Below are 24,655 nucleotides of genomic sequence, written 5' to 3'. Positions count from 1 at the left end.
CCGAGCGTCGCCCCCCGGGCCGGTCAGCTCTTCGGCAGGGCGTGCTCGTAGAACTTGTCCTGGGTCGAGTCGTAGATCTGCTTGCCGTCGGCGTCATAGCCCTTGATGTGCGGGGCGGTCGTCGGCTGCTTCTGAAGGATCCCGGTCGCCGCGAACCAGCCGTGGTCCAGGGACGCCTCGACGGTCTCGTCGCCGTAGGTCACGGTGACGCGCTCGACCTCGGAGGCGAACTGGCCGATGCTGCCCCAGCGGTAGGGCATGCGCCAGCCGCCGCTGGTGATGATGGTCTGCTGGTTGAGCTTGCCGGCGTTGATGTCCGGGTGGACCGGGCCGAACTCCGGGAGCAGCTCCTCGGAGCCGCTGCTGATACCGGTCGACTTACCGTCCACTATCCGGCAGATGACGCGGTTGGGCCGGGGCTTGTCGGTCGTCGCCGCCACCCAGAATCCGTCCCCGGGCGCATTGTCGTCACCGGTCATGCGGTGGGCAAGCAGGATGCGGTAGTCCTCGGCTTTGCCCAGCTCGATCCGCAGGTCCTCGTCGGTGGTGACGTCCATCTCACGGTGGTACGCCAGGCATTTCTCCAGGCCGTCCGCCGCCTGCTCATAGGTGATCCCGTCGGCCAGCTGCTCCGGAGAGCCGGGGGCTGCGGGACCCGAGGGGGTCGGCGTGGGTGTCGTGTGCGCAGGGGGAACGCCGACCTTCGTGGGCGAGGTGGGCGAAGGGGCCTTCGCGACCGGTGTGTTGTCGCCCGAGCCGACCGCATACGCGCCCACGGGCACCGCGATCACCACCGCCAGCGCGGAGGCCGTCACGGCCACGCGCAGCCGCTGTCCTCTGCGTCCCCGGCGCTCGATCGCGTCGAGGGGAGCCTCATGGGTCCTGATCGAACCCGCCTGCCGGCTCAGCAGCTCCCGCAGCCGCGCCTCCGCGGGCGTCTGCGGAGCGGCCCCGTACGCAGCGCCCCCGTACGCAGCGCCCCCGTACGCATCGTCCTGATACTCGTCGTCCTGCGTGAAGTCCTTCACCGGGCCCCTCCCCGACTCGTGGCGATCCCGCCAGGTGTCTGTGCCATCGCGTCCGCCAGCTCCGGACAGGCCCGCAGCTTCGCCAGGCCCTTCGCGGCCTGGCTCTTGACCGTGCCCGTCGAGCAGCCGAGCGTCTCGGCCACCTCGCTCTCCGAGAGGTCCTCCCAGTAGCGCAGCACGACCACCGCCCGCTGCCTCGGCGGCAATTGGGCCAGCGCGCGCAGCAGACTGCCGCGGTCGTCGATCTGAGCGGCGGAGTCACCCGGGCCCGCCACATCCGGCGGTATCGCCGTCAGGTGCTCGCCCACGCGGCGTTTGCGGAACCTGTCGCTGTTGCACGTGACCAGCATCTTGCGGACGTACGCCTCCGGCCGGCTGCTGCGCGACACCTTGCGCCACGACCGGTACGCCTTGGCCAGCGCCGTCTGCGTCAGGTCCTCCGCATGATGGAGATCGCCCGTCAGCAGATACGCCGTGCGCACCAGCTGCGGCCAGCGCGCCCGCACGAACTCCCGGTAGCCGTCCTGCTCCTCGGCTCTCACGCCCTCACCCCCTCGCCATGCCTCCGGGCTGTCGGCACGGCAGCCCCCCGGCTGTCGTGCCGACAGCCCCTCGCCCTCCAGACCACCGTTCCGCCGGATTCGGTTGCCCGGGCCGTAGGTCGCGGTGCCTCTCGGGCGGATCAGGCCTTTAGGCTCACCCGGTGATCGTTCGCCCCCATCTCCTCTGGCTGCTCGTCCCGTTCCTCCTGTACGCAGGCGCCCTGCCGTTCGTCAACCGGGTCGAACCCACCGTCCTCGGGCTGCCGTTCTTCTTCGCCTGGCTGATCGCGGCCACCCTGCTCACGCCGGTCGCCGCCTGGATGACCTGGCGCGGAGACCGCAAGTACCGGGACAAGCACGGGAAGGGGGCCGCTCGATGAGCACCCAGGCCACCGTCGCCACCACCGTCTTCGCGGTCTTCATGGTCGCCACCGTCGCCCTCGGCCTGCTCGCCGTACGCGGAAGAGGCGGACAGGGCGGGCTCGCCGAGTGGTCCGTCGGCGGGCGGAGCCTCGGCGTCGTGTTCATCTGGGTCCTGATGGCCGGCGAGGGCTACACCAGCTTCAGCTACCTCGGCGCCGCGGGCTGGGGCTACAACTACGGCGCACCCGTGCTCTACGTCGTCGCCTACATGTCCTGCGGATACGCGGTCGGCTACGTGGTCGGCCCGATGCTCTGGGCCTACGCCCGCGACCACCAGCTCGTGGGCATCACCGACATGATCAGCCACCGCTACGGGAAGCCCTGGCTCGGCGCCGCCGTCGCCGTGCTCGCGACCGTGTTCCTGCTCCCGTACATCCAGCTGCAGATCACCGGCATGGGCGTGGTCGTCTCGACCATCTCGTACGGCACGATCAGCCTCAACTGGGCCTATTTCCTTGCCTTCGCGATCACCACGGGCTTCGTGGTCGTGAGCGGTCTGCGCGGCAGCGCCTGGGTGTCGGTGCTCAAGGACGTGCTGGTCATCGGCACGCTCGCGTTCCTCGCGATCTATGTACCGCTGCACTACTTCGACGGCTACGGGCCGTTCCTCGACCGTCTCGCCGAGCAGAAGCGCGACTGGCTCACGCTGCCGGGCCACGGGGGAGCCGACAGCGGCCTCGGCATGGCCTGGTTCGCCTCGACCACCGTGCTCAACGCCTTCACCGTGGTGATCTTCCCGACCACCGTCGCCGGCTACCTCGGCGCCCGCAACGCCGACGCCCTGCGCCGCAACGCCATCCTGCTGCCCGCGTACAACATCCTGCTCTTCGTCCCGATGCTGCTCGGCATGGCGGCGCTCTTCGTCGTTCCCGGCCTCGCGGGCGCGGATTCGAACCTCGCGCTCTTCAAGCTCGTCGTGGACTCGCTGCCGGCCTGGGCGGTCGGGGTCATCGGGGTCGCGGCCGCGCTGTCGTCCATCGTGCCCATGGCCGTGTTCATGCTGGTCATCGGCACGATGTGGGGGAGGAGCGTGCTCAGTCACGTGCCGCGTCTGCACAGCCAGGAGCGGCAGAAGAACGCCTCCCAGGCCGTGGTCGTGCTCGCCGGCACGCTCGCGCTGCTCATGACATACGCCGCCCCCAACACCCTCGTCCGGCTCTCGCTCATCTCGTACGAGGGGATGGCGCAGCTCCTTCCGATGCTGCTGCTCGGCCTCGTCTGGCGGCGGCTCGGCACGGCGGCCGCGCTGAGCGGTCTGGTCGTCGGGGTCGGGATCGTCTGCGCGCTGGTCTTCACCGGGAACGATCCGGTGTGGGGGATCAATGCCGGACTTGTGGCTCTCACGGCGAATGTCGTGGTAGTGCTGCTCGTCACCTTTGCCGGGCCCAAGGATCAGGACGTACGTCCCGACCGTGACGTCCTCGCGAAGGAGCCCCTCGTGGAGGAGCCGGTTCGCGCTTAGGATCGGGGGAGCGCACACAAGGGACGCGAGAGGAGGCAGCCGTGATCGACAGGTTCAAGGATCTGCACGTCACCTTCAAGGATCTGCGGATCACCGGCCTGCTGCTCCTGCTCGTCGCCCAGGTGCTGCTCACCGACGCGGGCCCGCTCTCCGCCGCCGTCGCCCTGGCCGCGACCGCCGCGGCCGGCACCGCGCTCGCCGTCTGCGCGCTCATCGCCTCGCGCTCCGTGCCCGGCGCCCAGCCGGCCCGGGTGCGCACCGCGATCCGCGATCGTGAACAACGCACGGCCTTCTTGCCGCAACGCGATCCGGACGCCGCGGGCCGTCCGCGTCCGCGAGCACCGGGGCGTCTCGCCCCGACGGCCGCGTAAGCCTCTCCCGTACGGCTTCACAGCTCCACAGGAGCGCCTCTTCGCGGTCCGTCACGCCGAAATCCCGCCGGTACTCCGGCATTTCCGGTACGACGAGACTCCCTCAAGGGGCCCAGCATGTCCTTTTTCAGCGGCTTCGCCGACGTGGTCGACCAGCTCGCCGACGTTCTCCACCCTCTGTTCCAGGGCGCATCCGTAGCCGTCGCGATCATCCTGTTCACGATGGCCGTACGCCTCGCCGTGCACCCCCTGTCCCGGGCCGCGGCGCGCGGTCAGAAGGCGCGCACCAAGCTCGCCCCGCAGCTGGCCGAGCTGCGCAAGAAGCACGGCAAGAACCCCGAGAAGCTGCAGCGCGAGATGCTCGAACTGCACAAGCGGGAAGGGGTTTCGCCGCTCTCCGGCTGCCTGCCGAGCCTGCTGCAGCTGCCCGCCTTCTTCCTCATGTACCACCTGTTCTCCACCAAGGAGATCGGCGGCGAGGCCAACCCGCTACTCGGGCACAGCCTCGGCGGCGCACCGCTCGCCGGGCGCTTCCACGACGCTCTCGCCGACGGCGGTCTCTTCGGCGGGGCGGGTCTGGTCTACATCGCGCTGTTCCTGCTCGTGACCGCCGTCGCCACCTTCAACTACCGGCGTACGAAGCAGCAGATGGCCACCGCGCCGGCCCCCACCGGTGAGGCGGCTCCGGGCATGGGCGCGATGCTGAAGTTCATGCCGCTGATGTCTTTCCTCACCCTGTTCACGGTGGCGGTCGTGCCGCTCGCCGCCGCCCTCTACGTGGTGACGAGCACCACGTGGAGCGCCGCGGAACGCTACTTCCTCTACCGGGACGCGCCCCCGACCGCCCTTGCGGCGGCCATGTGAGACCGCGAGCGGGGACACGCGCAGTGACGGTCCAGTACGTGAACTGGGTATTGCGGGCTGGATCCATTTCTTGGAGGATCAGCCAAGCTCCGATGGCCGCAACCCATCGGCACCCTTCGACCACAGGAGAGTGAACGATGAAGCTGCTGCGAGTCGGAAACCCCGGGGCCGAACGCCCCGCACTGCTCGACGAGGACGGCGCGCTGCGCGATCTGTCCGGGCTCGTCACGGACATCGACGGCGCTCTGCTCGCCGACGAGGCGCAGCTCGCCCGGATCCGGGAAGCCGCCCCGACCCTGCCCGTGCTCGACGCCGAGGGGCAGCGCATCGGCCCGCCCCTCGCGCGGATCGGCAAGGTCGTCTGCATCGGCCTGAACTACCACGACCACGCCCGAGAGACCGGCGCCGAGATACCCGCGGAGCCGATCATCTTCTTCAAGGCGGCGGACACGGTCGTCGGCCCGAACGACACCGTGCTCATCCCCCGTAAGTCCGTGAAGACGGACTGGGAGGTCGAGCTCGCGATCGTGATCGGCAGGACGGCCCGCTACCTGGAGTCGCACGAGGAGGCCCTCGCGCACGTCGCCGGATACGCGGTGTCGAACGACGTGTCCGAGCGCGAGTTCCAGATCGAGCGCGGCGGCACCTGGGACAAGGGCAAGAACTGCGAGACGTTCAACCCGCTCGGCCCCTGGTTCGTGACGGCCGACGAGATCGCCGACCCGCAGGCGCTCGGCCTCAAGCTCTGGGTCAACGGTGAGCTCAAGCAGGACGGCACCACCGCCGAGCAGATCTTCCCGGTCGCCGAAGTGGTCCGTTATGTAAGCCAGTTCATGACGCTCTACCCGGGCGACATCATCAACACCGGTACGCCGGCGGGTGTCGCGATGGGCGAGCCCGAGCCCAAGCCGTATCTGCGGGCGGGTGATGTGGTCGAGCTCGAGATCGAGGGTCTCGGCCGCCAGCGCCAGGAATTCAAGGACGCGTAGGTCCTTTTACGGGGAGCAGCCCGGCCGGATCGTTCCGGCCGGGCTGCTCCGCCGCTCCGCGGTGGGGAGTTGGGGGGCTAACGCCCTCCGACCCCTTTGAATCGCTCCAGCGCCTCGACCACCATCGCGTGGTCCTCCGCCTGCGGCAGCCCGGAGACCACCACGGTCCCGATGACGCCCGCACCGCGGACCGCGATCGGGAACGCGCCACCATGCGCGGCATACGTATCCGGGTCGAGCCGCGAGGACTCCTCGAAGGTCGTGCCCTTGGCCCGGAAGCGCGCGCCCACCAGGAACGACGCACAGCCGTAGCGCTCCACGACCCGGCGCTTGCGGTCGATCCACGCGTCGTTGTCCGGGGTCGATCCGGGCAGTGCGGCGTGGAAGAGCTGCTGGCCGCCGCGGCGGATGTCGATGGCGACCGGGGCCTGGCGCTCGCGGGCCATCTTGACCAGCATCGAGCCCAGTTCCCAGGCGTCGTCGTACGTGAAGTGGTCGAGGACCAGGCGCTCTTCCTGCGCCATCAGCTCCTCGACGGTCGGGCCGCTCACAGCTGCACCGCCACACCGTCACGGGCCGAACGGCGCGCCGCTTCCAGTACGTCGAGGGCGTCGGCCGCCTCGAAGGCGGTGACCGGGTTGGGGGCCTCGCCCCGCACGGCCGCCGCGACCGCCGCGTAGTACGCGGGGTAGTCGCCCGGCAGGCTGGCCTGGGGGCGGCCGCCGCCGGTCAGCGGGGACTCGCCGGAGCCGACGCGGCCCCACATCGACTCGGGCTCGGTGCCCCAGACACCCTCGTCCGTGGGCCGCTTGCCCTCACGCAGATCGGCCTCCTGCGGGTCGAGCCCGTACTTGACGAACCCGGCACGCGAACCGAGCACGCGGAAACGCGGACCCAGCTGGGCGGTGGTGGCGGAGACGTACAGGTGCGAGCGGACACCGTTCGCGTGGGTCACCGCGATGAAGGTGTCGTCGTCGGTCTGCGCGTCCGGGCGGCGCACATCGGCCTCCGCGTACACCTGGACCGCCGGGCCGAACAGGGTCAGCGCCTGGTCGACGACATGGCTGCCGAGGTCGTAGAGCAGACCGCCGATCTCCTCGGGGTTGCCCGACTCGCGCCAGCCGCCCTTGAGCTGCGGACGCCAGCGCTCGAAGCGGGACTCGAAGCGCTGGATCTCACCGAGCTCGCCGTCGGCGATCAGCTTGCGCAGGGTCAGGAAGTCGTTGTCCCAGCGGCGGTTCTGGAAGACCGAGAGCACCAGGCCGCGCTCGTCGGCCAGGGCCGCGAGCTCACGGGCCTCGGCGGCCGTACCGGCGATCGGCTTGTCCACGACGACCGGCAGGCCGGCCTTGAGCGCGGCCGTGGCGAGCGGGACATGGGTCTTGTTCGGCGAGGCGATCACGATCAGATCGAGCTCGTCGGCCCGCTGCCACAGCTCGTCGGGCGAGGCGGCGAAGCGCAGCCCGTCACCGAACTCGGCGCGCGCCTGCGCCTGGCGCTCCAGGCTGGACGTGACCACCGTGTCGAGCGTCAGACCCTCGGTCGCGGCGATCAGCGGGGCGTGGAATACGGAACCGGCGAGGCCGTAGCCGACGAGGCCGACCCTCAGCGTGGAAGTCATGCTTCTACTTAAACAACAGTGTTGCCAAAGTGCAAACGAACAGGAGAATGGGGGACGTGAACCCCATCGCACCGCATACCGGCACCCCCGGCGTGAACCTCCCCGCCCTGCGCGGGCACAACGCCGCGCTCGTCCTCGACCTGCTGCGCGGTTCCGGCGAGGAGGGCATAAGCCGTCTCGAGATCGCCGAGCGGACCGGGCTCACCCCGCAGGCCGTCAGCAAGATCGTGAGCCGGCTGCGCGAGGAGGGTCTCGTCGTGGAGGCGGGCCGGCGCGCCTCCACCGGCGGCAAGCCGCGCACCGTGCTGCGCCTCGCGCCCGGCGCCGGGCACGCGGTGGGCGTGCAGCTGGACCGGGACGCGCTCGTCGCGGTGCTCATGGACCTGTCGGGCGCGGTGGTCGCCGAGCGCCATGCGCCGCTCGATCTGGGCGCGGGGTCGGACGCCGTCCTTTCCGTCGTGGCCCGCGAGGTCGCCGCGCTCACCGCCGTACGCGAATCCGTCCTCGGCGTCGGCGTCGCCCTGCCCGGACCGCTCGACCACCGCAGCGGAGTCCTGCGCCAGGTGACCGGCTTCCCCGAGTGGGACGGCTTCCCGCTGCGGGACGCCCTGGCGGAGCGCCTCGCCGCGCCGGTCGTCGTCGACAAGGACACCAACGCGGCCACCCTCGGACTCGCCCTGGCCCGCCCGTCCGGAGGCTCCTTCGCGTATCTCCATCTCGGTACGGGGCTCGGGGCCGGGCTCGTCCTGGGCGGCTCCCTATATAGGGGCGATCACACGGGGGCGGGCGAATTCGGCCACCAGGTGCTGCAGTTGGACGGCGTCCGCTGCTCCTGCGGCAACCGTGGCTGCATCGAGGCCCTCTGTCTCGCGGCGGTCGCCGCCGGCGATCTGGAGTCCGCGGCGCGGATGCTCGGCGAAGGTGCCGCGAATCTCGTCGGGCTGCTCGACATCGACCTCGTACTTCTCGGCGGCCGCACGGTCGAGCGGGCTCCGGAGATCTTCGTACGGGGAGTCTCGGGGGTGATCGGCGGCCGTGCCCGGTCGGCCGTCGAGGTGCCGGTGCGGCGGGCCGAAGGGGGTGGGCGCCTGGTGGCGGAAGGGGCCGCACAACTGGTCCTTGCGCCCTTGTTCGGGCGGGCGAATGTTGCCTTTCCCGCCAATCGGAATTGACGGAAACTGGGCTGATAGAGGGGGATTCGGCGGCCGTTCGGCCGTACGGGGCCGTGGCGTGCGCGAAAGGCCGCGCGCGCGTGGCAGGGTCGCGGACGCCACTTACGGTTGATTCGGCCGGAGGTTCGCATGTCCTGGTTGCCTGGGGCGTGCGGGCTTGTTCCGCGGACCGGTGCGTGAGTGGGCCTGTTTGTTCCGTGCTCCTGTTCCGCGCTCCGTAAAGGCCTCCTCCATGCGACTGCGCAGTGTTCTCGCTGTCGGCGTCACCGCCGCGGCTCTTTCCCCTGCGGTGGTCGCTCTGCCGGCGACGGCGGACGACGACCCGCTGCTGCGGACGAAGAACTGCCTGACCCTCGCCATTCTGGGGACGGCTCAGGACTGCCCGGGGTCGGGCACCTCCGCCACTACGGATGCCACGGATGCCACGGACGCCGGGAATTCCTCGGACACCACCGACATCTCCGACACCGGCGATGCCGCCGACACCTCGGACTCGTCGACGGACGCGGATGGCGCGACCGATGTCGGCTCCGGTGACGATGTCGGCGCGATCGGTGTGCCGGACGAGACCGGGGACAGCACGGACACCAGTGGTACGGACACCGTGGGGGACGCCGACACCACGGACGGGACGGACACCACCGGCGCCACGGACACGGCGGACGGGACCGACACCTCCGACACCTCGGACGGGACCGACGCCACGGACGGGACCGACAGCACCGACTCCGGCACCTCCGTGATCCCGGCCGTCGACACGGGAGAGACCGGGGACGCCGGTGACGTCCCGATCGCGTCAGACGAGAACACCGACACGGGCGCGGACGCCGGCACCGACACGGGCAACACCCCGGTCGTCACCAGCGTCGAGCAGCAGCCCGCCGTGCAGCCGCAGCCCAAGGAGGGGCTCGCCGACACGGCCGCGGGGCTGCAGTCCACCTGTGCCGTCGAGGACAGCGACGCCTTCCCGATCGAGTCGGCGATCAACCCCGGCCCCAAGACGTACTACCCGGGCGGCGGCTTCGAGAACTGGTCGGTGAAGCTGACCAACACCTCGGACGACACCTGCCACAACATCCACCCGATCGTCGTCTTCCTCGACCGCGACCGTGATCTGCAGTCCTCGCAGGCGCAGTTCGAGTTCAGGACGCCGGACGGCAAGTGGCACCCCGTTCCGTTCGAGCGCACGGATGTCGACGAGCACGTCGGGGTCTTCGACGACGGCTTCGGCGGGTTCTCGATCCCGGCGGGCGAGTCGGTGACCGTGCCCGTGCGGCTGCGGTTCACGGCCGACACGACGGCGAACCGCGTCACCGCGAGCCTCGCCGTGGTGCAGCGGCGTGACGACGACGGGGAGTGGGTGGGCGAGTCCGAGGACTACGTCTTCGATATTTCGGGGAACTCTCAAGGGAGTTCGCTGCCGGGTGACGCACCCGCCGCGGACGAACTCGCAAAGACGGGCCGGAGCAGTGACGATTCGCTGCTCGGGCTTGGGGCTACCGCCGGCGCCTTCCTCCTCGGCGGCGGAGCTCTTGTGGTGGGATCTCGGCGCCGGTTCCGACGGCGCTGACCAGCCGACCTGCCACCGTACGGAAGCGGTGTCCGTGCCTTTCCAGCCGAAGGCACGGGCACCGTTTCGCTGTGTGGGCCCCCGAGTTGGCCGGCACCCGTACGCATAGGGTTTCCCCGTGGACTACCCGAACGACCAGCACCCCGCAGCCCCCGTACGCGCCGGGATTCCGGAGCATGGGCGGATTCCCAAGTACTACGCCGTGAAGGCCCGGATCGGTGAGCTGGTCGGTGGGCTTGCCGAGGGACAACCCCTGCCCACCGAAAGGGACTTGGCCGAACGGTACGAAGTCGCCCGGGAGACCGTGCGGCAGGCGCTCAGGGAGCTGGTGCTCGAAGGGCGGCTGCGCAGGGCGGGGCGGGGGACCGTGGCCGCGGGTCCCAAGCTGGAGCAGCCCCTCGCGCTCGCCAGCTATACGGAAGGCGTGCGGCGGCAAGGGCGGCGGCCCGGCCGGACGCTCATCTCGCTCGACCGCTTCCCCAGCCCGCAGGCGCTGGCCGACGAGCTCGGGGCCGAACGCGGTGAGCCCGTATGGCATTTGGAGCGTGTGCTGCTCGCCGATGACGAGCGTGTGGGGCTCGAGAGCACGTACGTCAGGGTGGCGCGGGTGCCGCACCTGGACACGGCGTTCGATCCCGACTCGTCCTTCTACGCGTATCTGAGCGAGGAGCTCGGGATCTCCTTCGGGGCCGCGCGGGAGCGCATCGAGACGGTGCTCGCGACGCCGCGCGAGGCGCTGCTCATCGGGACGCCGCCCGCGCTGCCGATGCTGCTCATCCACCGTGTCTCGCAGGATGCGGAGGGACGGCGGCTCGAGCGGGTGCGGACGCTGTTCCGTGGGGACCGGTTCAGCTTCACCGCTCAGCTCGGAGAGCAAGGGCAGGCATAACGTCCCCAAACGGTAGGGGAGTTGGACCGTTTGGTTACGAAGAGATAACGGGTCTAGTCCAAGCTTGGGTGGTCGTTCACCCTCCCGTTGCCGTAAGGACCGTGGCGGGTCATGCGGCGACCGGACCGTATGGGGCATGAGAGTCATCGTTGTAGGCGGCGGAGTCATCGGCACGATGCACGCCTGGCAGGCCGTCGAGCGCGGCCACGAGGTCGTCCAGATCGAACGGGAGGCGGAGGCGCGCGGCGCTTCCCTGCGGAACTTCGGGCTGGTGTGGGTGGGCGGGCGCGCCGAGGGCCCCGAGCTCGACGTGGCCCTGCGGGCCCGCGAGCTGTGGGAGGAGATCGGCGCCCGCGTCCCGAAGGTGGGCTTCCGGGCGAACGGGTCGCTGACTCCCGTCCGTACGGCCGCGGAACTGGCCGTCGCGGAGGCCGCGCCGGCCCGCGAGGACGCCGGTGCGCGCGGCTTCAAGCTGCTCACCGCGGCCGAGGCGCGGGCTCTGAACCCGGCGCTGCGCGGTGAGTTCGAGGCCGCCCTGTACTGCGAGCGGGACGGCGCCGTCGAGTCGCGGACCGCGCAGCTCGCCCTGCGCGAGGCGCTCGCCGCCACCGGCCGCTACACCTTCCTGCCCGGACGCGAGGTGCGGGACGTGGTCGGTGAGGACGGGGTGCGCGACGACCACGGGGACATCCACCGCGGCGACCATGTGATTCTCGCGACCGGTGCCTGGCTGAGCGGGCTCGTACGCGAGCTCGACCCCGAACTGCCCGTGCGCAAGGTCCGGTTGCAGATGATGCAGACCGACCCGCTGGGCGAGGAGCTGACCACGACGGTCGCCGACGCCGACAGCTTCCGCTACTACCCGGCGTACGCGGGCGAGGCGCTCGACGCGCTCAACTCCGGCCAGGCGCAGCCCGAGGTCGCGGCCGCGCACAAGATGCAGCTGCTGATGGTGCAGCGGCTCGACGGCTCGCTGACCATCGGCGACACCCACGAGTACGAGCACCCCTTCGCCTTCGACACCGTCGAGGACCCGTACGACCACCTGGTGCGGGTGGCCGAGCAGCTGCTCGGGCGGCCGCTGCCGAAGATCCGCCGGCGCTGGGCCGGGGTGTACGCGCAGACCCAGGGCGCGGACCCGATCGTGCACCGCAAGCGGCTGCGCGAGGGCGTCACCCTCGTCACCGGCCCCGGCGGGCGCGGCATGACCTGTTCCCCGGCGATCGCCGAGACCACTGCCAACTCCCTCGGATGGTGAGCAACGTGAGCACGGACATACGTCTGGTCGTCCTCGACATGGCCGGTACCACCGTCGCCGACGGCGGTCTCGTCGAGCAGGCGTTCAGCAAGGCTGCCGAGCGGCTCGGTGTGGAGCCGGGGTCGCAGGACCACGCCGAGAAGCTGCAGTACGTACGCGACACCATGGGCGAGTCGAAGATCACCGTCTTCCGGGCGCTGTTCGGCGACGAGGAGAAGGCGCAGCTCGCCAACGCCCGCTTCGAGGAGGCCTACGGCGAGCTCGTGAACGGCGGGAAGATCGCTCCGCTGCCCGGCGCGGAGGAGGCCATCGGCCGCCTCAAGGCCGAGGGCCGCACGGTCGTCCTGACCACCGGATTCGCCCGCGCCACGCAGGACGCCATCCTCTCTGCGCTCGGCTGGCACGACCTGGTCGGCCTCACGCTCTGCCCGGCCGACGCGGGCCGCGGCCGCCCGTATCCCGACATGGTGCTCGCGGCCTTCCTGCGCACCGCCGCCGTCGACGGGGTGCGGCAGATCGCCGTGGCCGGCGACACCGCGTACGACATGCTCAGCGGCGTCCGCTCCGGGGCCGGCCTGGTGGCCGGCGTCCTGACCGGCGCCCATGACGAGCAGGCGCTCAAGGAAGCGGGCGCCACGCACGTACTGGCCTCCGTCGCCGAACTCCCGGACGCCATCGCGGCGTTCGAGAACGCCACCACCCCATAGCACCGCCCTCCCTCCCTGCTTCTCTTCCTGCTTCTCACCCCGGAGACCACCATGTCCCTGCGCCGACTCACCCTCGCCGGCGTCCTCGTCGCCTCCCTGGCCCTCACCGCTGCCTGCGGCAGCGAGGACAAGGCCGACAGCGGCAAGGCCTCCGCCACCTGCCCCGGTGGCAAGATCCGGTTCGGCGTCGAGCCCTTCGAGGACCCGTCCAAGCTCACCCCCGCCGCCGAGGCGCTCGCCGACGGCATCAGCAAGCAGCTCGACTGCCCGGTCGAACTCACCATCACCGAGGACTACTCGGCCGAGGTGCTCGCCATGGAGAACGGCAAGCTCGACATCGGCATGTTCGGCCCGCTCGGCTATGTCTTCGCCAGCAAGCGCGCCGACGCCGAGGCGCTGGCCTCCTTCGGTGACGCCGAGGGCAAGCTCTCCACGTACACCGCCGGCATATGGGTTCCGAAGGACTCGGGCATCAAGTCCGTCGAGGACCTCGAGGGCAAGTCCCTGGCGCTCGGTTCGCCCGGCTCCACCTCCGGTGACGCGCTGCCGCGCCAGGCCATCGTGGACGCAGGGCTCAAGGAGAAGGACGTCAAGATCGACTATGCGGGCGGCCACCCCGAGGCGCTGCTCGCCCTGACCAACGGCAAGGTCGAGGCCGCCGAGATCAACTCGCAGCAGCTCGCGGTCGCCACCGAGGAAGGCAAGTTCGACCAGGCGAAGTTCCGCCAGGTGTGGACCTCGGACCCGATCCCGAACGACCCGATCACCGTACGCGGCGACATGGACCCGAAGTTCAAGGAAGCCCTGCAGAAGGCGCTGCTCGAACTGCCGAAGGACAAGGTCGCCGAGATCGGCAAGCTGCTCGACGTGGACCCCGCGGGCCCGCTGCTCAAGGTCGACAACAAGACGTACCAGCCGCTGTTCGACCTCGCGGAGGACCTGGGCCTGAGCGAGAAGGACGTCTGATGCTCGCCCTGACCGGGATCGAGGTGCACTACGGCGCGAAGCAGGTCCTGCACGGTGTCGACGTCACCGTCGGGCGAGGCGAACTCCTCGCCGTCCTCGGCGCCAACGGATGCGGCAAGTCCACGCTCCTGCGCGCCGCCGCGGGCCTGCAGCCGATGACCTCCGGCGAGGTCCTGGTCGGGGGCGAGCCCGCGGGCCGGCTCGACATCGCCGTGATCTTCCAGCACATCCATCTCGTCCGCAGGCGCACGGTGCTCGACAACGTGTGCGCCGGAGCCCTCGGCCGGCTGCCGCTGCACAAGTCCCTCGTGCCGGCGCTGTTCCCGGCCGAGGTCAAGGAGGAGGCCATGGCCTGCCTCGACCGGGTCGGCCTCGCCGACCGGGCGCACGACAAGGCGGGCCGCCTCTCCGGCGGCCAGCAGCAGCGGGTCGCCGTGGCCCGCGCGCTGTGCCAGCGGCCGAAGGTGCTGCTCGCCGACGAGCCGGTCTCGGCGCTCGACCCCGCCGCGTCCGAGCAGGTCCTCGCGCTCCTCGCGGAGCTCGCGCACGACGAGGACATGGCGGTGCTCGCCGTACTGCACCAGCCGGCGCTCGCCGCCCGGCACGCCGATCGGATCGTCGGGATGCGCGACGGGCACGTGGTGCTCGACGGCGCACCGGACCAGGCGGTCGACGACCTGTACAGCTACCACCTCGTGGAGACCGTGTCATGACCGTCCTGCAGCAGGAGGGCCGGATCCGGAAGCTGACCGTCCCGCCCAAGCCCAAGCGGACCAAGCAGAAGACCGTCGGCCTCGTCATCACGGCGGTGATCGTCGCGGCCCATGTGTTCGCCTGGAACACCACGGGGATATCCGTGACGGCCTTCGCCGAAGGCTGGCAGGGCATGGTGGACTTCATCGGCGAGGCCTTCCCGCCGGACTTCTCCTGGGAGGTCCTGAAGCCGAGCCTCGAAGGCGCCCGCACCACCTTGTGGATCGGTCTGCTCGGCACCACGCTCTCGGTGCCCGCGTCCCTCGTCCTCGCCCTGCTCGCGACCAAGGGCATGGCACCGGGCTGGGTCTACCAGTCCTCGCGCTCGGTCCTGTCCTTCCTGCGGGCCGTCCCCGAGATCGTCTTCGCGCTGATCTTCGTGACGGCCGTGGGTCTCGGGCCCTTCCCCGGCGTGCTCGCGCTGGTGTGCCACAACGTCGGTGTGATGGGCAAGCTGTGGGCGGAGTCCATCGAGGACGTCGACCCGGGGCCGGCCACCGCGCTGCGCTCGGCCGGCGCCTCGCGGGTCCAGGTCGCCTCGCACGCCCTGCTGCCGATGGTGACTCCGCAGCTCACCGGCCTGCTGATGTACCGCTTCGACGTCAACGTACGGTCCTCGCTGGTGCTCGGTCTGGTCGGCGCGGGCGGTATCGGCTTCCTCATCAACCAGTCCATCAGGACCTTCAAGTTCGACGAGATGCTCACGCACATCGTCGTGGTGCTCGTGTTGATCATCGCGGTGGACCGGCTGTCCGCTCTCGTACGGGCGCGGCTGTCGTGACCTGTATCCCTGTGCGGTACGCCCGTTGGGACGGGCCCGGCCTCCCCTTCACCCTGGTCGACGGGGTGACGGCGGCCGAGCCCGGGCCGGGCGAGGTCCTGGTCCGTATCGACCTCGCGACGGTCTGCGGCAGCGATCTGCACACGGCCTCGGGGCGCAGGGTGTCACCGGCCCCGAGCGTCCTCGGGCACGAGCAGGTCGGCACGGTGATCGCCGCCGGGGGACCGGTGCGCTGCGAGGACGGCACCCCCGTGGTTCCCGGTCAGCGGGTCGTGTGGTCGGTCACCGCGTCCTGCGGCGACTGCGACCGCTGCGCGCGCGGCTTCACCCAGAAATGCCGGTCGCTCTTCAAGTACGGACATGAGCGCGTCGATCAGCGTGCTCCGCTGACCGGCGGGTTCGCCAGCCACTGCGTGCTGCGTCCCGGTACGGCGATCGTCGCCGTGCCGGACGGTCTGCCCGACGAGGTGGCCGCTCCGGCCTCCTGCGCGACCGCGACGGTGGCGGCCGTGCTCGCCGAGGCGGGCGAACTCACGGGCCGCCGCGTCCTGGTGACCGGCGCCGGGATGCTCGGTGTCACCGCGGTCGCGATGGCCGCGCAGGCCGGCGCGCGGGTGACCGCCGTCGACCCGGATCCCCGACGCCGGGCGCAGGCCCTGCGGTTCGGCGCGTCCGAGGTGGACCCGGCGAAGGCCGCCGAGGCCGACGTGGCCCTTGAACTCTCCGGCCACCCCGACGCCGTACGCACCTGTCTGCAGGCACTGGCCATCGGCGGTACGGCGGTCCTCGCCGGTTCCGTCTTCCCCGGGCCGGCCGTGGCCCTCGACCCCGAGCGGCTGGTGCGCGGACTGCACCGGATCGCGGGGGTCCACAACTACCGGCCGACCGATCTGCAGCGGGCCGTGGACTTCCTCGCCGCGCACCACGCGGCCCACCCCTTCGCCGAACTGGTCGAAGGCGACCATGACTTGGGCACCCTCGACGCTGCTTTCGAGGCTGCCCATGGAGCGGAAGCCCCGCGTCAGGCGGTCCGGCCCCACGCGGCCGTCACCACCGTCAGCGACAGCGGCATCTGATCTTCCGTTCTGCGACCGGACGTCGTACACCGGTCACCGCACGTCCACCCTGACCGCCGAGCATCCTCGGCGGCTCAACTCTGCCCCCACACTGGAGGAGAACGTGCCCAGCACCCGTACCAGACGCTCGACTGCCCTGTCCCTCACGGCAGTCGCCCTGCTCGCCGGGACCACCCAGCTCACCGCGGCACCCGCGACCGCAGCCCCCGCAGCCATCCAGGACAAGGTCCTCGTGATCGGCCTCGACGGCGCCAACCTCGACCGCATCAAGACCGCGAACGCCCCCAACCTCAAGCGCCTGATGGCCGAGGGCCTCACCGCCGCGAGCACCCTCTACAGCTCGCCGATGGCCGCGACCTCCTCGGGCCCCGGCTGGTCGACCATCGCCACCGGCGTATGGCCCGACAAGCACGGCGTGAAGGACAACTCCTTCGCGGGCAAGCAGTTCGGCACCCACCCCGACTTCCTGACGCGTGCCGAGAAGGCCAACCCCTCGCTCAACACGTACGCGGCCGCCGACTGGGAGCCCATCGCCTCCGCGGACGCGGGCGGCCCGATCTTCTCGCCCACCGTCGACAAGCGCCTCGGCCTCAAGGGCGACGCCAACGGATACGACGTGGAGGACCCGAAGATCGCGGCGGCCGCCGCCGACGAGCTGAAGAACGGCAACCCGGACGCCTCCTTCGTCTACTTCGGCGAGATCGACATCGCGGGCCACAACTCGGGCCCGGGCAGCCAGGCCTACCTGGACGCGATCGCCCGCAGCGACCGCCACATCGGCACGGTCCTCAACGCCGTGACTTCCCGGGCCACTTACGCCCAGGAGAACTGGAAGATCCTGGTCACCACCGACCACGGCCACAAGGACGGCGGCGGCCACGGCGGCTCCACCATCAAGGAGCGCGGCACCTTCGTCATCGCCAAGGGCGCCGGGATCCCGGCCGGTTCGGTCCGCAATGACGTGCGCCTCGTGGACGTGGCCGCGACCGCCCTCAAGCAGGTCGGCGTCTCCACAGCGGGCCTCGACGGCGTGCCGCTCGACGCACCGGACAACGACGCCTTCGACACCGTACGGGGATCACTGCAATCCCGTACGGACGAGACCGGCATCCCGTCCGGCGTGAAGGGCTACACGCACACCGCGCCGAGCGGCTGGTCCGTGGACAACTCCGCGATGGGCACCGGCGGCGTCACCGAGTGGCGGGGCTGGTCCTTCACCACCGACGAGTTCTGGACGCAGGCCCAGCGCGACCAGTGGCGCGAGCTGAACGTCCGCGGCCGTGACGTGTTCGCCGTCGCCGACTCCGACGAGTGGGACGACAGGACCAACAGCGGGAAGTTCGACTCCACGCTCGTCAGCCCGAAGTGGCAGGTCCAGGGCGGCACCACCCGCACCCTGCGCTTCCAGACCCACTACCGGCACGAGGCGGGCCAGACGGCCCAGGTCCTCGTCTCGTACGGGGGCGGGGCGCCGCAGGTCGTGAAGTCCTTCACGGCCGATGCGACCGCGCAGCCGCAGAGCATCGCCCTGAACGTGCCGGCGGGTGTCTCGGACGTCCAGGTCCGCTTCCGCTACGCGGGCACGAACAATTGGTTCTGGGCCGTGGACAACGTGACTCTCGGGTAGCAGTCCATGAGCTGGGACGGGACGGGCCCGGTGGGGTCCGTCCCGTTAGGCTGACGGTGTCCGGACATCTTTCCGGACAGCAGTATCCGGCCGAGAAGCGGAGATCAGTCCCGTGGCAGAGCGCAAGCCGATCGAATCCTGGCTCACCGACATGGACGGGGTCCTCATTCACGAGGGCGTGCCGATCCCTGGCGCCGATGCCTTCCTCAAGCGGCTGCGCGAGTCCGGCAAGCCCTTCCTGGTCCTGACGAACAACTCGATCTACACGGCGCGCGACCTGCACGCCCGGCTGAAGAGGATGGGCCTCGACATCCCCGTCGAGAACATCTGGACGTCGGCGCTCGCGACGGCGAAGTTCCTCGACGACCAGCGGCCCAACGGCACGGCGTACGTGATCGGCGAGGCCGGTCTGACGACGGCGCTGCACGACATCGGGTATGTCCTGACCGACGCGGACCCCGACTATGTCGTCCTCGGCGAGACCCGTACGTACTCCTTCGAGGCCATGACGAAGGCCGTACGGCTGATCAACAACGGTGCCCGCTTCATCTGCACCAACCCGGACGAGACCGGCCCCTCGCTCGAGGGCCCGCTGCCGGCCACGGGTGCGGTGGCCGCGCTGATCACCAAAGCCACGGGCAAGGAGCCGTACTTCGCGGGCAAGCCCAATCCGCTGATGATGCGGACCGGTCTGAATGCGATCGGGGCGCACTCCGAGACGAGCGCGATGATCGGTGACCGGATGGATACGGATGTCCTCGCGGGGCTCGAGGCCGGGATGATCACGTATCTGGTCCTGACGGGGCTGACGTCTCCGGCGGAGGTCGAGAAGTATCCGTTCCGGCCGTCGCACATCGTGGACTCGATCGCGGATCTGGTGGATCTGGTCTGAGGGTGCGGGGCGTCTTCGTGCGCGGGTGGTCTGAGGGTGCGGGGCGTCTTCGGGTGCGGGTGGTCTGAGGGTGCGGGGCGTCTTCGGGTGCGGGTGGGGGCGCCTGCGGCGGGCCTTTCTCCCCGCCCCGCCCCTTCCCGAAACCGAGGGCTTCGCCCCCGGACCCCCGCATCCGAACTTCGTTCGGATCGCCTCAAGCGCCGGCGGGGCTGAGTGACCCGTTCGGCCCACACCCGCATGCACCCCGGGCCTCCCCGCGTCACGCTCGACGCAGGAGGTCCACCATGCCCTCAGCCCGGGTCAGGCTCACTCTGTGCGCCACTGTCGCCGCCCTCGCGCTCACCACGCCCGCGCTCGCCGCGGACGGCACCGTCAAGGTCACGCCAGGCACCGTCACGCCGGGTGCTCAGGTCGAGCTGAACGTCACCGGGTGTGACGGGACGACCGGGGCGGCCAAGTCGGAGGTGTTCGTCGCCGACGGTGCCCTCACCGGGCGCGACGGCGCCGGGTACGCGCTGAGCGGTGAGGCGATGATCCGGTCGACGGCGATGCCCGGCACGTACGACGTCTCCGTCACCTGCGACGGCAAGGACGGCAAGGCCAAGGGCACCGTCACCGTCGTCAAGGAGACCACCCCGACCCCCACCGCCCCGATCCGCGCGGGCGGCGGCGGTATGGCCTCCCTGAGCGCCGAGCAGCCGAGCACGGGCCCCGGCTGGCGGCACGCCCTGATCGGGCTGCTGCTCGCGACGGCCGCCGGTCTCGCCGTCGCCGGGCGCCTCGTGCGCCGGCGTCGAGGCGGCGCATAGCCCCATGGCGCACGACCGTTCGTCAGGGAGCGGGCGGCTGCTCACCGGGATCGCCTGGGCCGTGCTGCTGATCGGCCTGTGGCTGTGGGGCCGTGAGATCGCCGGGGTGCCGGGCGGCGGTTCCACCGCGACCGGTGATGTCGCGGCCGTCGGCCGTCCGCTGGTCGCCGTCGATCTCCCGCCCGCGATCAAGCCGTTGGGCGACGCGGGCCCCCACCGTGTGGACATCCCCGCCATAGGGGTGCAGGCCCCGGTGATCAAGCGCGGGCTCGACAGCGAGGGCGCGATCGCGCCGCCGCCGTACGACCAGGCCGGAGTCGTCGGCTGGTACGGGGCCGGGGTGAAGCCGGGCGCGAAGGGCACGGCGCTGTTCGTCGGGCATGTGGACACCGAGTCGCGGCCCGCCGTGTTCTACAACCTGAGCACGCTCAAGCCCGGTGAGAAGGTCCGTGTGGTCCGCTCCGACGGCTCGATCGCCGAGTTCACCGTCGAAGAGGTCGCGGTCCACGAACGCGCCGGGTTCGACCCGCACAAGGCATACGGAGCGCGCCAGGACGACCGGGCCGAGCTGCGGCTCATCACCTGCGGCGGCACCTTCGACCGGGCCACGAAGACGTACTCGTCGAATGTGGTGGTGTCGGCCTTCCTGACCGGCAAGGGGCCCTGACCGCAGGCTTGGAGCGTTTCTTTCGGACTCCAGGTGTTCGGTCAAGGTCCAAGGCCAGTAGCGTGCAGTCGAGGGCGGGCCGAGCCGGAGGGGTGTGCATGAGTGACAGCCAGGTCACGATCAAGCTCACGAGTGACGAGGCTCTGGTGCTGTCGCACTGGCTGGAGAAGCTCCAGATGACGGACCTCAGCCGCGTTGTCGACGATCCGGCGGTCTGGGCACCGATCCGTCGAATCGCCGGAACACTCGACAAGACCCTTCCCGCGCTGTTCGCGCCTGACTACGACCAGCGGCTTGAGGCTGCTCGTCAGCGGCTTCGGCCGGAGCACTGATCGATCGCGCGATCCGAGTGGCCCCGTCGGCCAGGTCGTCGTCGCACCGCGTAGCGGCCGGCGATCCGCCGCATCGTCAGCCCCGGCAGACAAGCCACCGGGCAGCCCACGTCCCGGGCGATGTGGCGGCGGTGGCGTGGTGTTCGCCCCCGCCGACGTCCGGGCCGAGGAAGACGTCGATGCAGCTGATGCCGATCACGTGGTGGGGGAGGGCGGTCCGACGCCCCATACGACCGGAGTGATCGTGTGGGGCGTCGGACCGTCCAGGCCGATCAAGGTGTGCTTGACGCGGGCCTCACTGAAGAGGGACGGGCTGTCCCGCCGAAGGTGCCCTGGCCCCGGCGAGCGCCCGCAGCCCCAACGCCCCGAAGACCATCCCGAACACCGCCCAGAGCAGCGCGTGCGAGGCGATCGACAGGATGCGGAAGTCCCACAACAGCGTGGCGGATACGGGGACTTCGTCCGGGTTGCCCGGCAGGGCGAACAGGACCGCGAGGACCGCGACCCCCGTCACGCCCGCCGCGACCTGGCGTACCGGAACGCTGCGGCCCGCGAGCCGTACGTACACCTGCCAGACCAGGAACATGCCGAGCACGCCGATGACGACGGCGGCCAGCCACAGACCCTGGCGGTTGGCGACGGTGGACGAGTCGCCCACGCCCGGCGGGTTGGCCGGATAGCGCAGGGCCGGCAGGAGCGAGACCGCGAGGAAGGCCCCGCCGGCGAAGAGCAGCGCGCGCGGCCACGGCGAGGCGGCGGGGTCGCGGCGGTGCACGAGCGCGTAGGCGATCGCGAAGAGGATGCCGAGTGCCAGGCCGAACACCACGGAGGTGACGACCAGGCCGAAGTGCTGCGTGGAGCGCGTGAAGAGCTCCTCGTGGTGCTGGACGGCGGCCGCGCCCGCGTCGGCGTGCTCATGGGAGCGCGCCTCTTCGAGCCGGATCGCCCGGTCCATCAGCGGCTCGGCGAGCAGCAGTGAGAAGAGGCCGGCCGCGAGGCCCGCCGCTCCTCCTGCCGCAAGACCGCGTCCGAGCAGGGGGAGTACAGGAGTCGACATGATGTGCTTCGGTCCCCGATCAGTGGCAGGGGGCGCCGAAGAGGTGCCGTCCGTCGTGAGCGAACTCGTGCAGATAGTCGCCGGTCGCCGAGATCAGCGTGCCGTTGTCGAAGAACACCGCATACAGGGCGATGATCGCCACGATCGCGGCCGCGGAGGCGATCAGCCAGTCACGCGTGCTGGTCGTCGCGTCCTGGGCGGCCGTCGTGCTCGGGTGCTGTGCCGAGTGCAGGGACATCCGGGTGGGTCTCCTTCCGGGGTTTCCACGCCCCAAGGCAGGAGGACGACGGGTCAGTTCCTGACTTCCGCGCACGCGCTGCGTGGATACGCAGCGTGTACGCGGTCACAGTGGCGGGACCGTCCCGGGTTCGCACCGGGTTCCTGTCAACCGTCGCCTCGATGTATGGACTTGTCGTCCGGAGAGTCCCAACTCGAGGGGAGAACTGTCAACCGCGCATCAGGCCATCACCCGCGGACGTACCGGTCCCGGCCGGTGGCCCGCTCCCCCCGGAGCCGCCGGCCGGGCCGGTCCTCGACCGTGCGCGCGCGGGCTGCGGGAGAAACCCGGCGCCGGCACGGGAGGTCTGGAAAGGCAGCCGCCCCATGACGGGGTGGCGCTGTGACGGACGCCCGGGACCGGGGGAGCCGGGCACGGGGGCGTCGCTGAAGGCCGGGGGCTGGGGCCGTTGGCCCCTACTCTAGAACGGAAGCACCGGCTCGCCCAGAGTCGAATGTCCGTCAACTCGCTGGGCAAGGCACGCAGTTGGGGACGCTCCTCACCAGCGTGACGGGCGGTCCGGCTCGAGAGCCGCGTCGTCGATCAGCCCGTCGATCACTTCCTGGGCGATGGCGTCGATCGGCCGCCGTGTCCGCCGGGCGTGCGCCCGCAGCGCCGTGAACGCGGCGTCCACCTTGACGCCCCAGCGCTCGGCGAGCAGCCCCTTGGCCTGTTCGATCCGGATCCTGCTGGACAGCGCGGACTGCAACTGCCGTGTGAGCGCTCCGCAGTTCTCGTACATCTGCCGGTGCACCAGACCGATCGCCGCCGCGTCGGCGAGCAGCTGGGCCAGCTCCAGCGGGATGCGGTGGTGCTCGGGCCGGCCGTTGCAGAAGAGGTTCAGCGCGCCGATCAGGGTCTCGCCGCGGCGCAGCGGCACCGCGCACGTCATGGTCATCCCGTCGTGCAGGGCCCGCTCCGTCAAGTGCGGCCAGCGCTCGGCCGCTTCGAGCCCTGCGAGCCGCGTCGGCGGCACCGCCTCGCCCGAGGCGCAGGCGTCGAGGCAGGGGCCGCCCTGGTGCTGGATCTCCAGGAGTCCGCGTATCCGGCCGCGCGGGTCGCTGCTGGTGACGATGGAGACCTGGGCATCGGCGCCGACGAGGAGGATGCCCGCGGCGTCCGCGCCGAGCACCGCGACGCATTGGTCGGCGAAGCGCTGCAGATACGCGGGCAGGCTGAAGGAGTCGTCCAGGGTGTCGGCCACCGCGACGAGAGCCCCGGCCAGGCGCAGATCCCTGGCAAGTCGCAGATCTCTCCCTGTCTCGTTCATCGGGCCTCCCCTTGTCTGCCGGTCGCTGCGCGCCTACCCCAGTCCCGTCAGCAGTAACACGTCACTTTCGAGACCGCGTAACAGCTCGTCCACGAAGCGGGCGGCCAGGGCAGACGCCCCTCGTGACTCTTGCGGCACCTATGTCAGGATTGAGTCTCCGACAGTGCACCCAAGGGGGAGTGGATGTACCGCAGTTCCGCGACGTTCCGAGGGGCGGTGAAGACGGGTGTGGCGTTCGTGGGGGCGGCGCTGCTTCTGACCGGCTGCTCGTCGGACGGTGACAAGGACCCTGACAATCCTTCGAGCAGTGCCAAGCAGCAGCCGAAGGACAAGGACCCGTACTGGGTCAATCCCGATACGAACGCGGCCAAGCAGCTGCAGACGTACACGGAAGAGAGCAAGAAGTCGGACGCCGAGCTGATCAGGAAGATCGCCGAGCAGCCGACGGGCGAGTGGCTCGTGCCGGAGAAGGCGCAGGACCAGGCGCGCGATGTCACGGAGGCGGCCGAGCAGGCCGACCGCGAGGCGGTCCTGGTGCTCTACAACATCCCGCACCGCGACTGCGATCAGTACTCCGGGGGCGGTGCCGCCGACGGGGATGCGTACCGTGCCTTCATCGACGAGGTCGCCAAGGGCATCGAGGACCGCAAGGCCACCGTCATCCTCGAGCCGGACGCCCTGCTGCACGTCGTGGACGGCTGCACACCGCCGGAGTTCCACGAGGAGCGCTACGACCTGCTCAAGGGCGCCATCGACAAGCTGCACACGCTGAAGAACACCAAGGTGTACATCGACGGCGGCAACCCTGGCTCGTCCGGCCCCGATGCCTTCTACGACCCGCTGAAGCGGGCGGGTATCGACAAGGCCGACGGGTTCGCGGTGAACGTGTCGAACTACTTCACCACCCAGGAGTCCATCGAGTTCGGCAAGCAGCTCTCGGACAAGGTGGGCGCCAAGCCGTTCGTCATCGACACCAGCCGCAACGGCAACGGTGTGTGGCAGTCGGACGACAAGGAGGCCTGGTGCAATCCGCCGGGCCGTGCGCTCGGCGAGGCGCCCACGGTGGACACGGCCGACGAACGGGTCGACGCCTACCTGTGGATCAAGCGCCCCGGTGAGTCGGACGGCGAGTGCCGCGGCGGCCCCAAGGCCGGCGAATGGTGGCCGGAGTATGCGCTGGAGCTGGCCAAGAACGCCAAGTAGCTCACACGGCGGGTCACCAAGTGACCTGCCCGGTAAAGAAATTGAGGGC

At 70.5% G+C, this 24,655-nt stretch carries 27 protein-coding genes and 1 riboswitch; of the genes, 20 read left to right on the top strand and 7 right to left on the bottom strand.

Going from position 1 to position 24,655, the window contains the following annotated elements:
• Positions 1-23: 23 nt before the first annotated feature.
• Complete coding sequence (locus H9Y04_RS31635) at positions 24-1,028, bottom strand: hypothetical protein (RefSeq protein WP_308801279.1); 1,005 nt, start codon at positions 1,026-1,028, stop codon at positions 24-26.
• A complete protein-coding gene (locus H9Y04_RS31630) occupies positions 1,025-1,570 on the bottom strand; it encodes a SigE family RNA polymerase sigma factor (protein WP_187817521.1) in 546 nt (181 codons plus the stop codon). The genes H9Y04_RS31635 and H9Y04_RS31630 overlap by 4 nt, the downstream gene beginning before the upstream one ends.
• A gap of 161 nt (positions 1,571-1,731) precedes the next feature.
• Between H9Y04_RS31630 and H9Y04_RS31625 the strand changes: the two genes are divergently transcribed.
• The 5 genes from H9Y04_RS31625 to H9Y04_RS31605 all read left to right on the top strand — a co-directional run bounded on the left by H9Y04_RS31625 (position 1,732) and on the right by H9Y04_RS31605 (position 5,679).
• Positions 1,732-1,950 (top strand): DUF3311 domain-containing protein, encoded by a 219-nt coding sequence (locus H9Y04_RS31625; protein WP_308801277.1) that lies wholly within the window; start codon positions 1,732-1,734, stop codon positions 1,948-1,950.
• The gene (locus H9Y04_RS31620) at positions 1,947-3,455 is read left to right on the top strand and encodes a sodium:solute symporter family protein (RefSeq protein ID WP_187817520.1); all 1,509 of its coding nucleotides are present in this window, start codon (positions 1,947-1,949) and stop codon (positions 3,453-3,455) included. The genes H9Y04_RS31625 and H9Y04_RS31620 overlap by 4 nt, the downstream gene beginning before the upstream one ends.
• Before the next feature lie 41 nt (positions 3,456-3,496).
• A complete protein-coding gene (locus tag H9Y04_RS31615) occupies positions 3,497-3,826 on the top strand; it encodes a DUF6412 domain-containing protein (RefSeq protein WP_438818172.1) in 330 nt (109 codons plus the stop codon).
• A 117-nt stretch (positions 3,827-3,943) separates the two neighbouring features.
• Positions 3,944-4,690 (top strand): YidC/Oxa1 family membrane protein insertase, encoded by a 747-nt coding sequence (locus H9Y04_RS31610; RefSeq protein ID WP_187817519.1) that lies wholly within the window; start codon positions 3,944-3,946, stop codon positions 4,688-4,690.
• Positions 4,691-4,827: 137 nt separating this feature from the next.
• Positions 4,828-5,679, top strand: coding sequence for a fumarylacetoacetate hydrolase family protein (locus tag H9Y04_RS31605; protein WP_187817518.1), 852 nt, complete (start codon positions 4,828-4,830; stop codon positions 5,677-5,679).
• Positions 5,680-5,756: 77 nt separating this feature from the next.
• Here H9Y04_RS31605 and H9Y04_RS31600 read toward each other — a convergent pair whose 3' ends face one another.
• Positions 5,757-6,203 carry a heme-degrading domain-containing protein gene (locus H9Y04_RS31600; protein WP_187817571.1) on the bottom strand — a complete coding sequence of 149 codons (447 nt, stop codon included), beginning with the start codon at positions 6,201-6,203 and terminating at the stop codon, positions 5,757-5,759.
• A 23-nt stretch (positions 6,204-6,226) separates the two neighbouring features.
• Complete coding sequence (locus H9Y04_RS31595; RefSeq protein ID WP_187817517.1) at positions 6,227-7,300, bottom strand: Gfo/Idh/MocA family oxidoreductase; 1,074 nt, start codon at positions 7,298-7,300, stop codon at positions 6,227-6,229.
• A 47-nt stretch (positions 7,301-7,347) separates the two neighbouring features.
• On the opposite strand from H9Y04_RS31595, the gene H9Y04_RS31590 reads away from it, so the two are divergent.
• From H9Y04_RS31590 to H9Y04_RS31525, 14 genes are all read left to right on the top strand, one after another.
• Positions 7,348-8,472, top strand: coding sequence for an ROK family transcriptional regulator (locus tag H9Y04_RS31590; RefSeq protein WP_187817516.1), 1,125 nt, complete (start codon positions 7,348-7,350; stop codon positions 8,470-8,472).
• Between the two features lie 232 nt (positions 8,473-8,704).
• Positions 8,705-10,042, top strand: coding sequence for a hypothetical protein (locus tag H9Y04_RS31585; protein WP_187817515.1), 1,338 nt, complete (start codon positions 8,705-8,707; stop codon positions 10,040-10,042).
• Between the two features lie 118 nt (positions 10,043-10,160).
• Positions 10,161-10,931 (top strand): GntR family transcriptional regulator, encoded by a 771-nt coding sequence (locus H9Y04_RS31580; protein ID WP_187817514.1) that lies wholly within the window; start codon positions 10,161-10,163, stop codon positions 10,929-10,931.
• A 136-nt stretch (positions 10,932-11,067) separates the two neighbouring features.
• Positions 11,068-12,189, top strand: coding sequence for a TIGR03364 family FAD-dependent oxidoreductase (locus tag H9Y04_RS31575; protein ID WP_187817513.1), 1,122 nt, complete (start codon positions 11,068-11,070; stop codon positions 12,187-12,189).
• Entirely contained in the window at positions 12,183-12,896 is a 714-nt protein-coding gene (locus H9Y04_RS31570; protein WP_187817512.1) for a phosphonatase-like hydrolase, read from the top strand. Before H9Y04_RS31575 ends, H9Y04_RS31570 begins: the two co-directional genes overlap by 7 nt.
• A 51-nt stretch (positions 12,897-12,947) precedes the next feature.
• Positions 12,948-13,862, top strand: a complete 915-nt coding sequence (locus H9Y04_RS31565; RefSeq protein ID WP_187817511.1) for a phosphate/phosphite/phosphonate ABC transporter substrate-binding protein — start codon at positions 12,948-12,950, stop codon at positions 13,860-13,862.
• Entirely contained in the window at positions 13,862-14,575 is a 714-nt protein-coding gene (locus tag H9Y04_RS31560; RefSeq protein WP_187817510.1) for a phosphonate ABC transporter ATP-binding protein, read from the top strand. Before H9Y04_RS31565 ends, H9Y04_RS31560 begins: the two co-directional genes overlap by 1 nt.
• Positions 14,572-15,396: a phosphonate ABC transporter, permease protein PhnE gene (phnE, locus tag H9Y04_RS31555; protein WP_187817509.1), complete on the top strand. Its 825-nt coding sequence runs from the start codon at positions 14,572-14,574 to the stop codon at positions 15,394-15,396. The genes H9Y04_RS31560 and phnE overlap by 4 nt, the downstream gene beginning before the upstream one ends.
• Positions 15,393-16,472, top strand: coding sequence for a zinc-binding dehydrogenase (locus H9Y04_RS31550; protein WP_187817508.1), 1,080 nt, complete (start codon positions 15,393-15,395; stop codon positions 16,470-16,472). Before phnE ends, H9Y04_RS31550 begins: the two co-directional genes overlap by 4 nt.
• Before the next feature lie 103 nt (positions 16,473-16,575).
• Positions 16,576-18,099 carry an alkaline phosphatase family protein gene (locus H9Y04_RS31545; protein WP_308801272.1) on the top strand — a complete coding sequence of 508 codons (1,524 nt, stop codon included), beginning with the start codon at positions 16,576-16,578 and terminating at the stop codon, positions 18,097-18,099.
• Positions 18,100-18,250: 151 nt separating this feature from the next.
• Positions 18,251-18,991 carry an HAD-IIA family hydrolase gene (locus H9Y04_RS31540; RefSeq protein WP_214661836.1) on the top strand — a complete coding sequence of 247 codons (741 nt, stop codon included), beginning with the start codon at positions 18,251-18,253 and terminating at the stop codon, positions 18,989-18,991.
• A 284-nt stretch (positions 18,992-19,275) separates the two neighbouring features.
• Positions 19,276-19,800, top strand: a complete 525-nt coding sequence (locus H9Y04_RS31535; protein WP_187817505.1) for a hypothetical protein — start codon at positions 19,276-19,278, stop codon at positions 19,798-19,800.
• Positions 19,801-19,804: 4 nt separating this feature from the next.
• Entirely contained in the window at positions 19,805-20,467 is a 663-nt protein-coding gene (locus H9Y04_RS31530) for a class F sortase (protein ID WP_187817504.1), read from the top strand.
• Positions 20,468-20,565: 98 nt separating this feature from the next.
• Positions 20,566-20,799: a hypothetical protein gene (locus H9Y04_RS31525; RefSeq protein ID WP_187817503.1), complete on the top strand. Its 234-nt coding sequence runs from the start codon at positions 20,566-20,568 to the stop codon at positions 20,797-20,799.
• 295 nt (positions 20,800-21,094) lie between these two features.
• Here the strand turns inward: H9Y04_RS31525 and H9Y04_RS31520 are convergent, their stop codons facing one another.
• The 3 genes from H9Y04_RS31520 to H9Y04_RS31510 form a co-directional block, all read right to left on the bottom strand.
• On the bottom strand, positions 21,095-21,856 hold the full coding sequence (locus H9Y04_RS31520; protein WP_187817502.1) for a CbtA family protein: 762 nt from the start codon (positions 21,854-21,856) through the stop codon (positions 21,095-21,097).
• 19 nt (positions 21,857-21,875) lie between these two features.
• Positions 21,876-22,094 carry a CbtB domain-containing protein gene (locus H9Y04_RS31515; RefSeq protein ID WP_187817501.1) on the bottom strand — a complete coding sequence of 73 codons (219 nt, stop codon included), beginning with the start codon at positions 22,092-22,094 and terminating at the stop codon, positions 21,876-21,878.
• A gap of 34 nt (positions 22,095-22,128) precedes the next feature.
• Positions 22,129-22,284, bottom strand: a riboswitch (cobalamin riboswitch).
• Positions 22,285-22,632: 348 nt separating this feature from the next.
• Entirely contained in the window at positions 22,633-23,403 is a 771-nt protein-coding gene (locus tag H9Y04_RS31510) for a GAF and ANTAR domain-containing protein (RefSeq protein ID WP_187817500.1), read from the bottom strand.
• 183 nt (positions 23,404-23,586) lie between these two features.
• On the opposite strand from H9Y04_RS31510, the gene H9Y04_RS31505 reads away from it, so the two are divergent.
• A complete protein-coding gene (locus H9Y04_RS31505) occupies positions 23,587-24,606 on the top strand; it encodes a glycoside hydrolase family 6 protein (protein ID WP_187817499.1) in 1,020 nt (339 codons plus the stop codon).
• Positions 24,607-24,655 lie beyond the last annotated feature (49 nt).

The sequence above is a fragment of the Streptomyces polyasparticus genome (assembly GCF_014493765.1).
GTDB lineage: Bacteria > Actinomycetota > Actinomycetes > Streptomycetales > Streptomycetaceae > Streptomyces > Streptomyces polyasparticus.
Note: the sequence above shows the minus strand (reverse complement) of the source record. Positions and strands in the feature narration are given on the sequence as shown.

Bases quoted from the DNA above. Each gene is read 5' to 3' on its own strand.
- H9Y04_RS31620 (WP_187817520.1), top strand. From the start codon at position 1,947: ATGAGCACCCAGGCCACCGTCGCCACCACCGTCTTCGCGGTCTTCATG.
- H9Y04_RS31610 (WP_187817519.1), top strand. From the start codon at position 3,944: ATGTCCTTTTTCAGCGGCTTCGCCGACGTGGTCGACCAGCTCGCCGAC.
- H9Y04_RS31605 (WP_187817518.1), top strand. From the start codon at position 4,828: ATGAAGCTGCTGCGAGTCGGAAACCCCGGGGCCGAACGCCCCGCACTG.
- H9Y04_RS31600 (WP_187817571.1), bottom strand. From the start codon at position 6,203: ATGGCGCAGGAAGAGCGCCTGGTCCTCGACCACTTCACGTACGACGAC.
- H9Y04_RS31595 (WP_187817517.1), bottom strand. From the start codon at position 7,300: ATGACTTCCACGCTGAGGGTCGGCCTCGTCGGCTACGGCCTCGCCGGT.
- H9Y04_RS31590 (WP_187817516.1), top strand. From the start codon at position 7,348: ATGGGGGACGTGAACCCCATCGCACCGCATACCGGCACCCCCGGCGTG.
- H9Y04_RS31585 (WP_187817515.1), top strand. From the start codon at position 8,705: ATGCGACTGCGCAGTGTTCTCGCTGTCGGCGTCACCGCCGCGGCTCTT.
- H9Y04_RS31575 (WP_187817513.1), top strand. From the start codon at position 11,068: ATGAGAGTCATCGTTGTAGGCGGCGGAGTCATCGGCACGATGCACGCC.
- H9Y04_RS31570 (WP_187817512.1), top strand. From the start codon at position 12,183: ATGGTGAGCAACGTGAGCACGGACATACGTCTGGTCGTCCTCGACATG.
- H9Y04_RS31565 (WP_187817511.1), top strand. From the start codon at position 12,948: ATGTCCCTGCGCCGACTCACCCTCGCCGGCGTCCTCGTCGCCTCCCTG.
- H9Y04_RS31560 (WP_187817510.1), top strand. From the start codon at position 13,862: ATGCTCGCCCTGACCGGGATCGAGGTGCACTACGGCGCGAAGCAGGTC.
- phnE (WP_187817509.1), top strand. From the start codon at position 14,572: ATGACCGTCCTGCAGCAGGAGGGCCGGATCCGGAAGCTGACCGTCCCG.
- H9Y04_RS31540 (WP_214661836.1), top strand. From the start codon at position 18,251: ATGGACGGGGTCCTCATTCACGAGGGCGTGCCGATCCCTGGCGCCGAT.
- H9Y04_RS31535 (WP_187817505.1), top strand. From the start codon at position 19,276: ATGCCCTCAGCCCGGGTCAGGCTCACTCTGTGCGCCACTGTCGCCGCC.
- H9Y04_RS31530 (WP_187817504.1), top strand. From the start codon at position 19,805: ATGGCGCACGACCGTTCGTCAGGGAGCGGGCGGCTGCTCACCGGGATC.
- H9Y04_RS31525 (WP_187817503.1), top strand. From the start codon at position 20,566: ATGAGTGACAGCCAGGTCACGATCAAGCTCACGAGTGACGAGGCTCTG.
- H9Y04_RS31520 (WP_187817502.1), bottom strand. From the start codon at position 21,856: ATGTCGACTCCTGTACTCCCCCTGCTCGGACGCGGTCTTGCGGCAGGA.
- H9Y04_RS31515 (WP_187817501.1), bottom strand. From the start codon at position 22,094: ATGTCCCTGCACTCGGCACAGCACCCGAGCACGACGGCCGCCCAGGAC.
- H9Y04_RS31510 (WP_187817500.1), bottom strand. From the start codon at position 23,403: ATGAACGAGACAGGGAGAGATCTGCGACTTGCCAGGGATCTGCGCCTG.
- H9Y04_RS31505 (WP_187817499.1), top strand. From the start codon at position 23,587: ATGTACCGCAGTTCCGCGACGTTCCGAGGGGCGGTGAAGACGGGTGTG.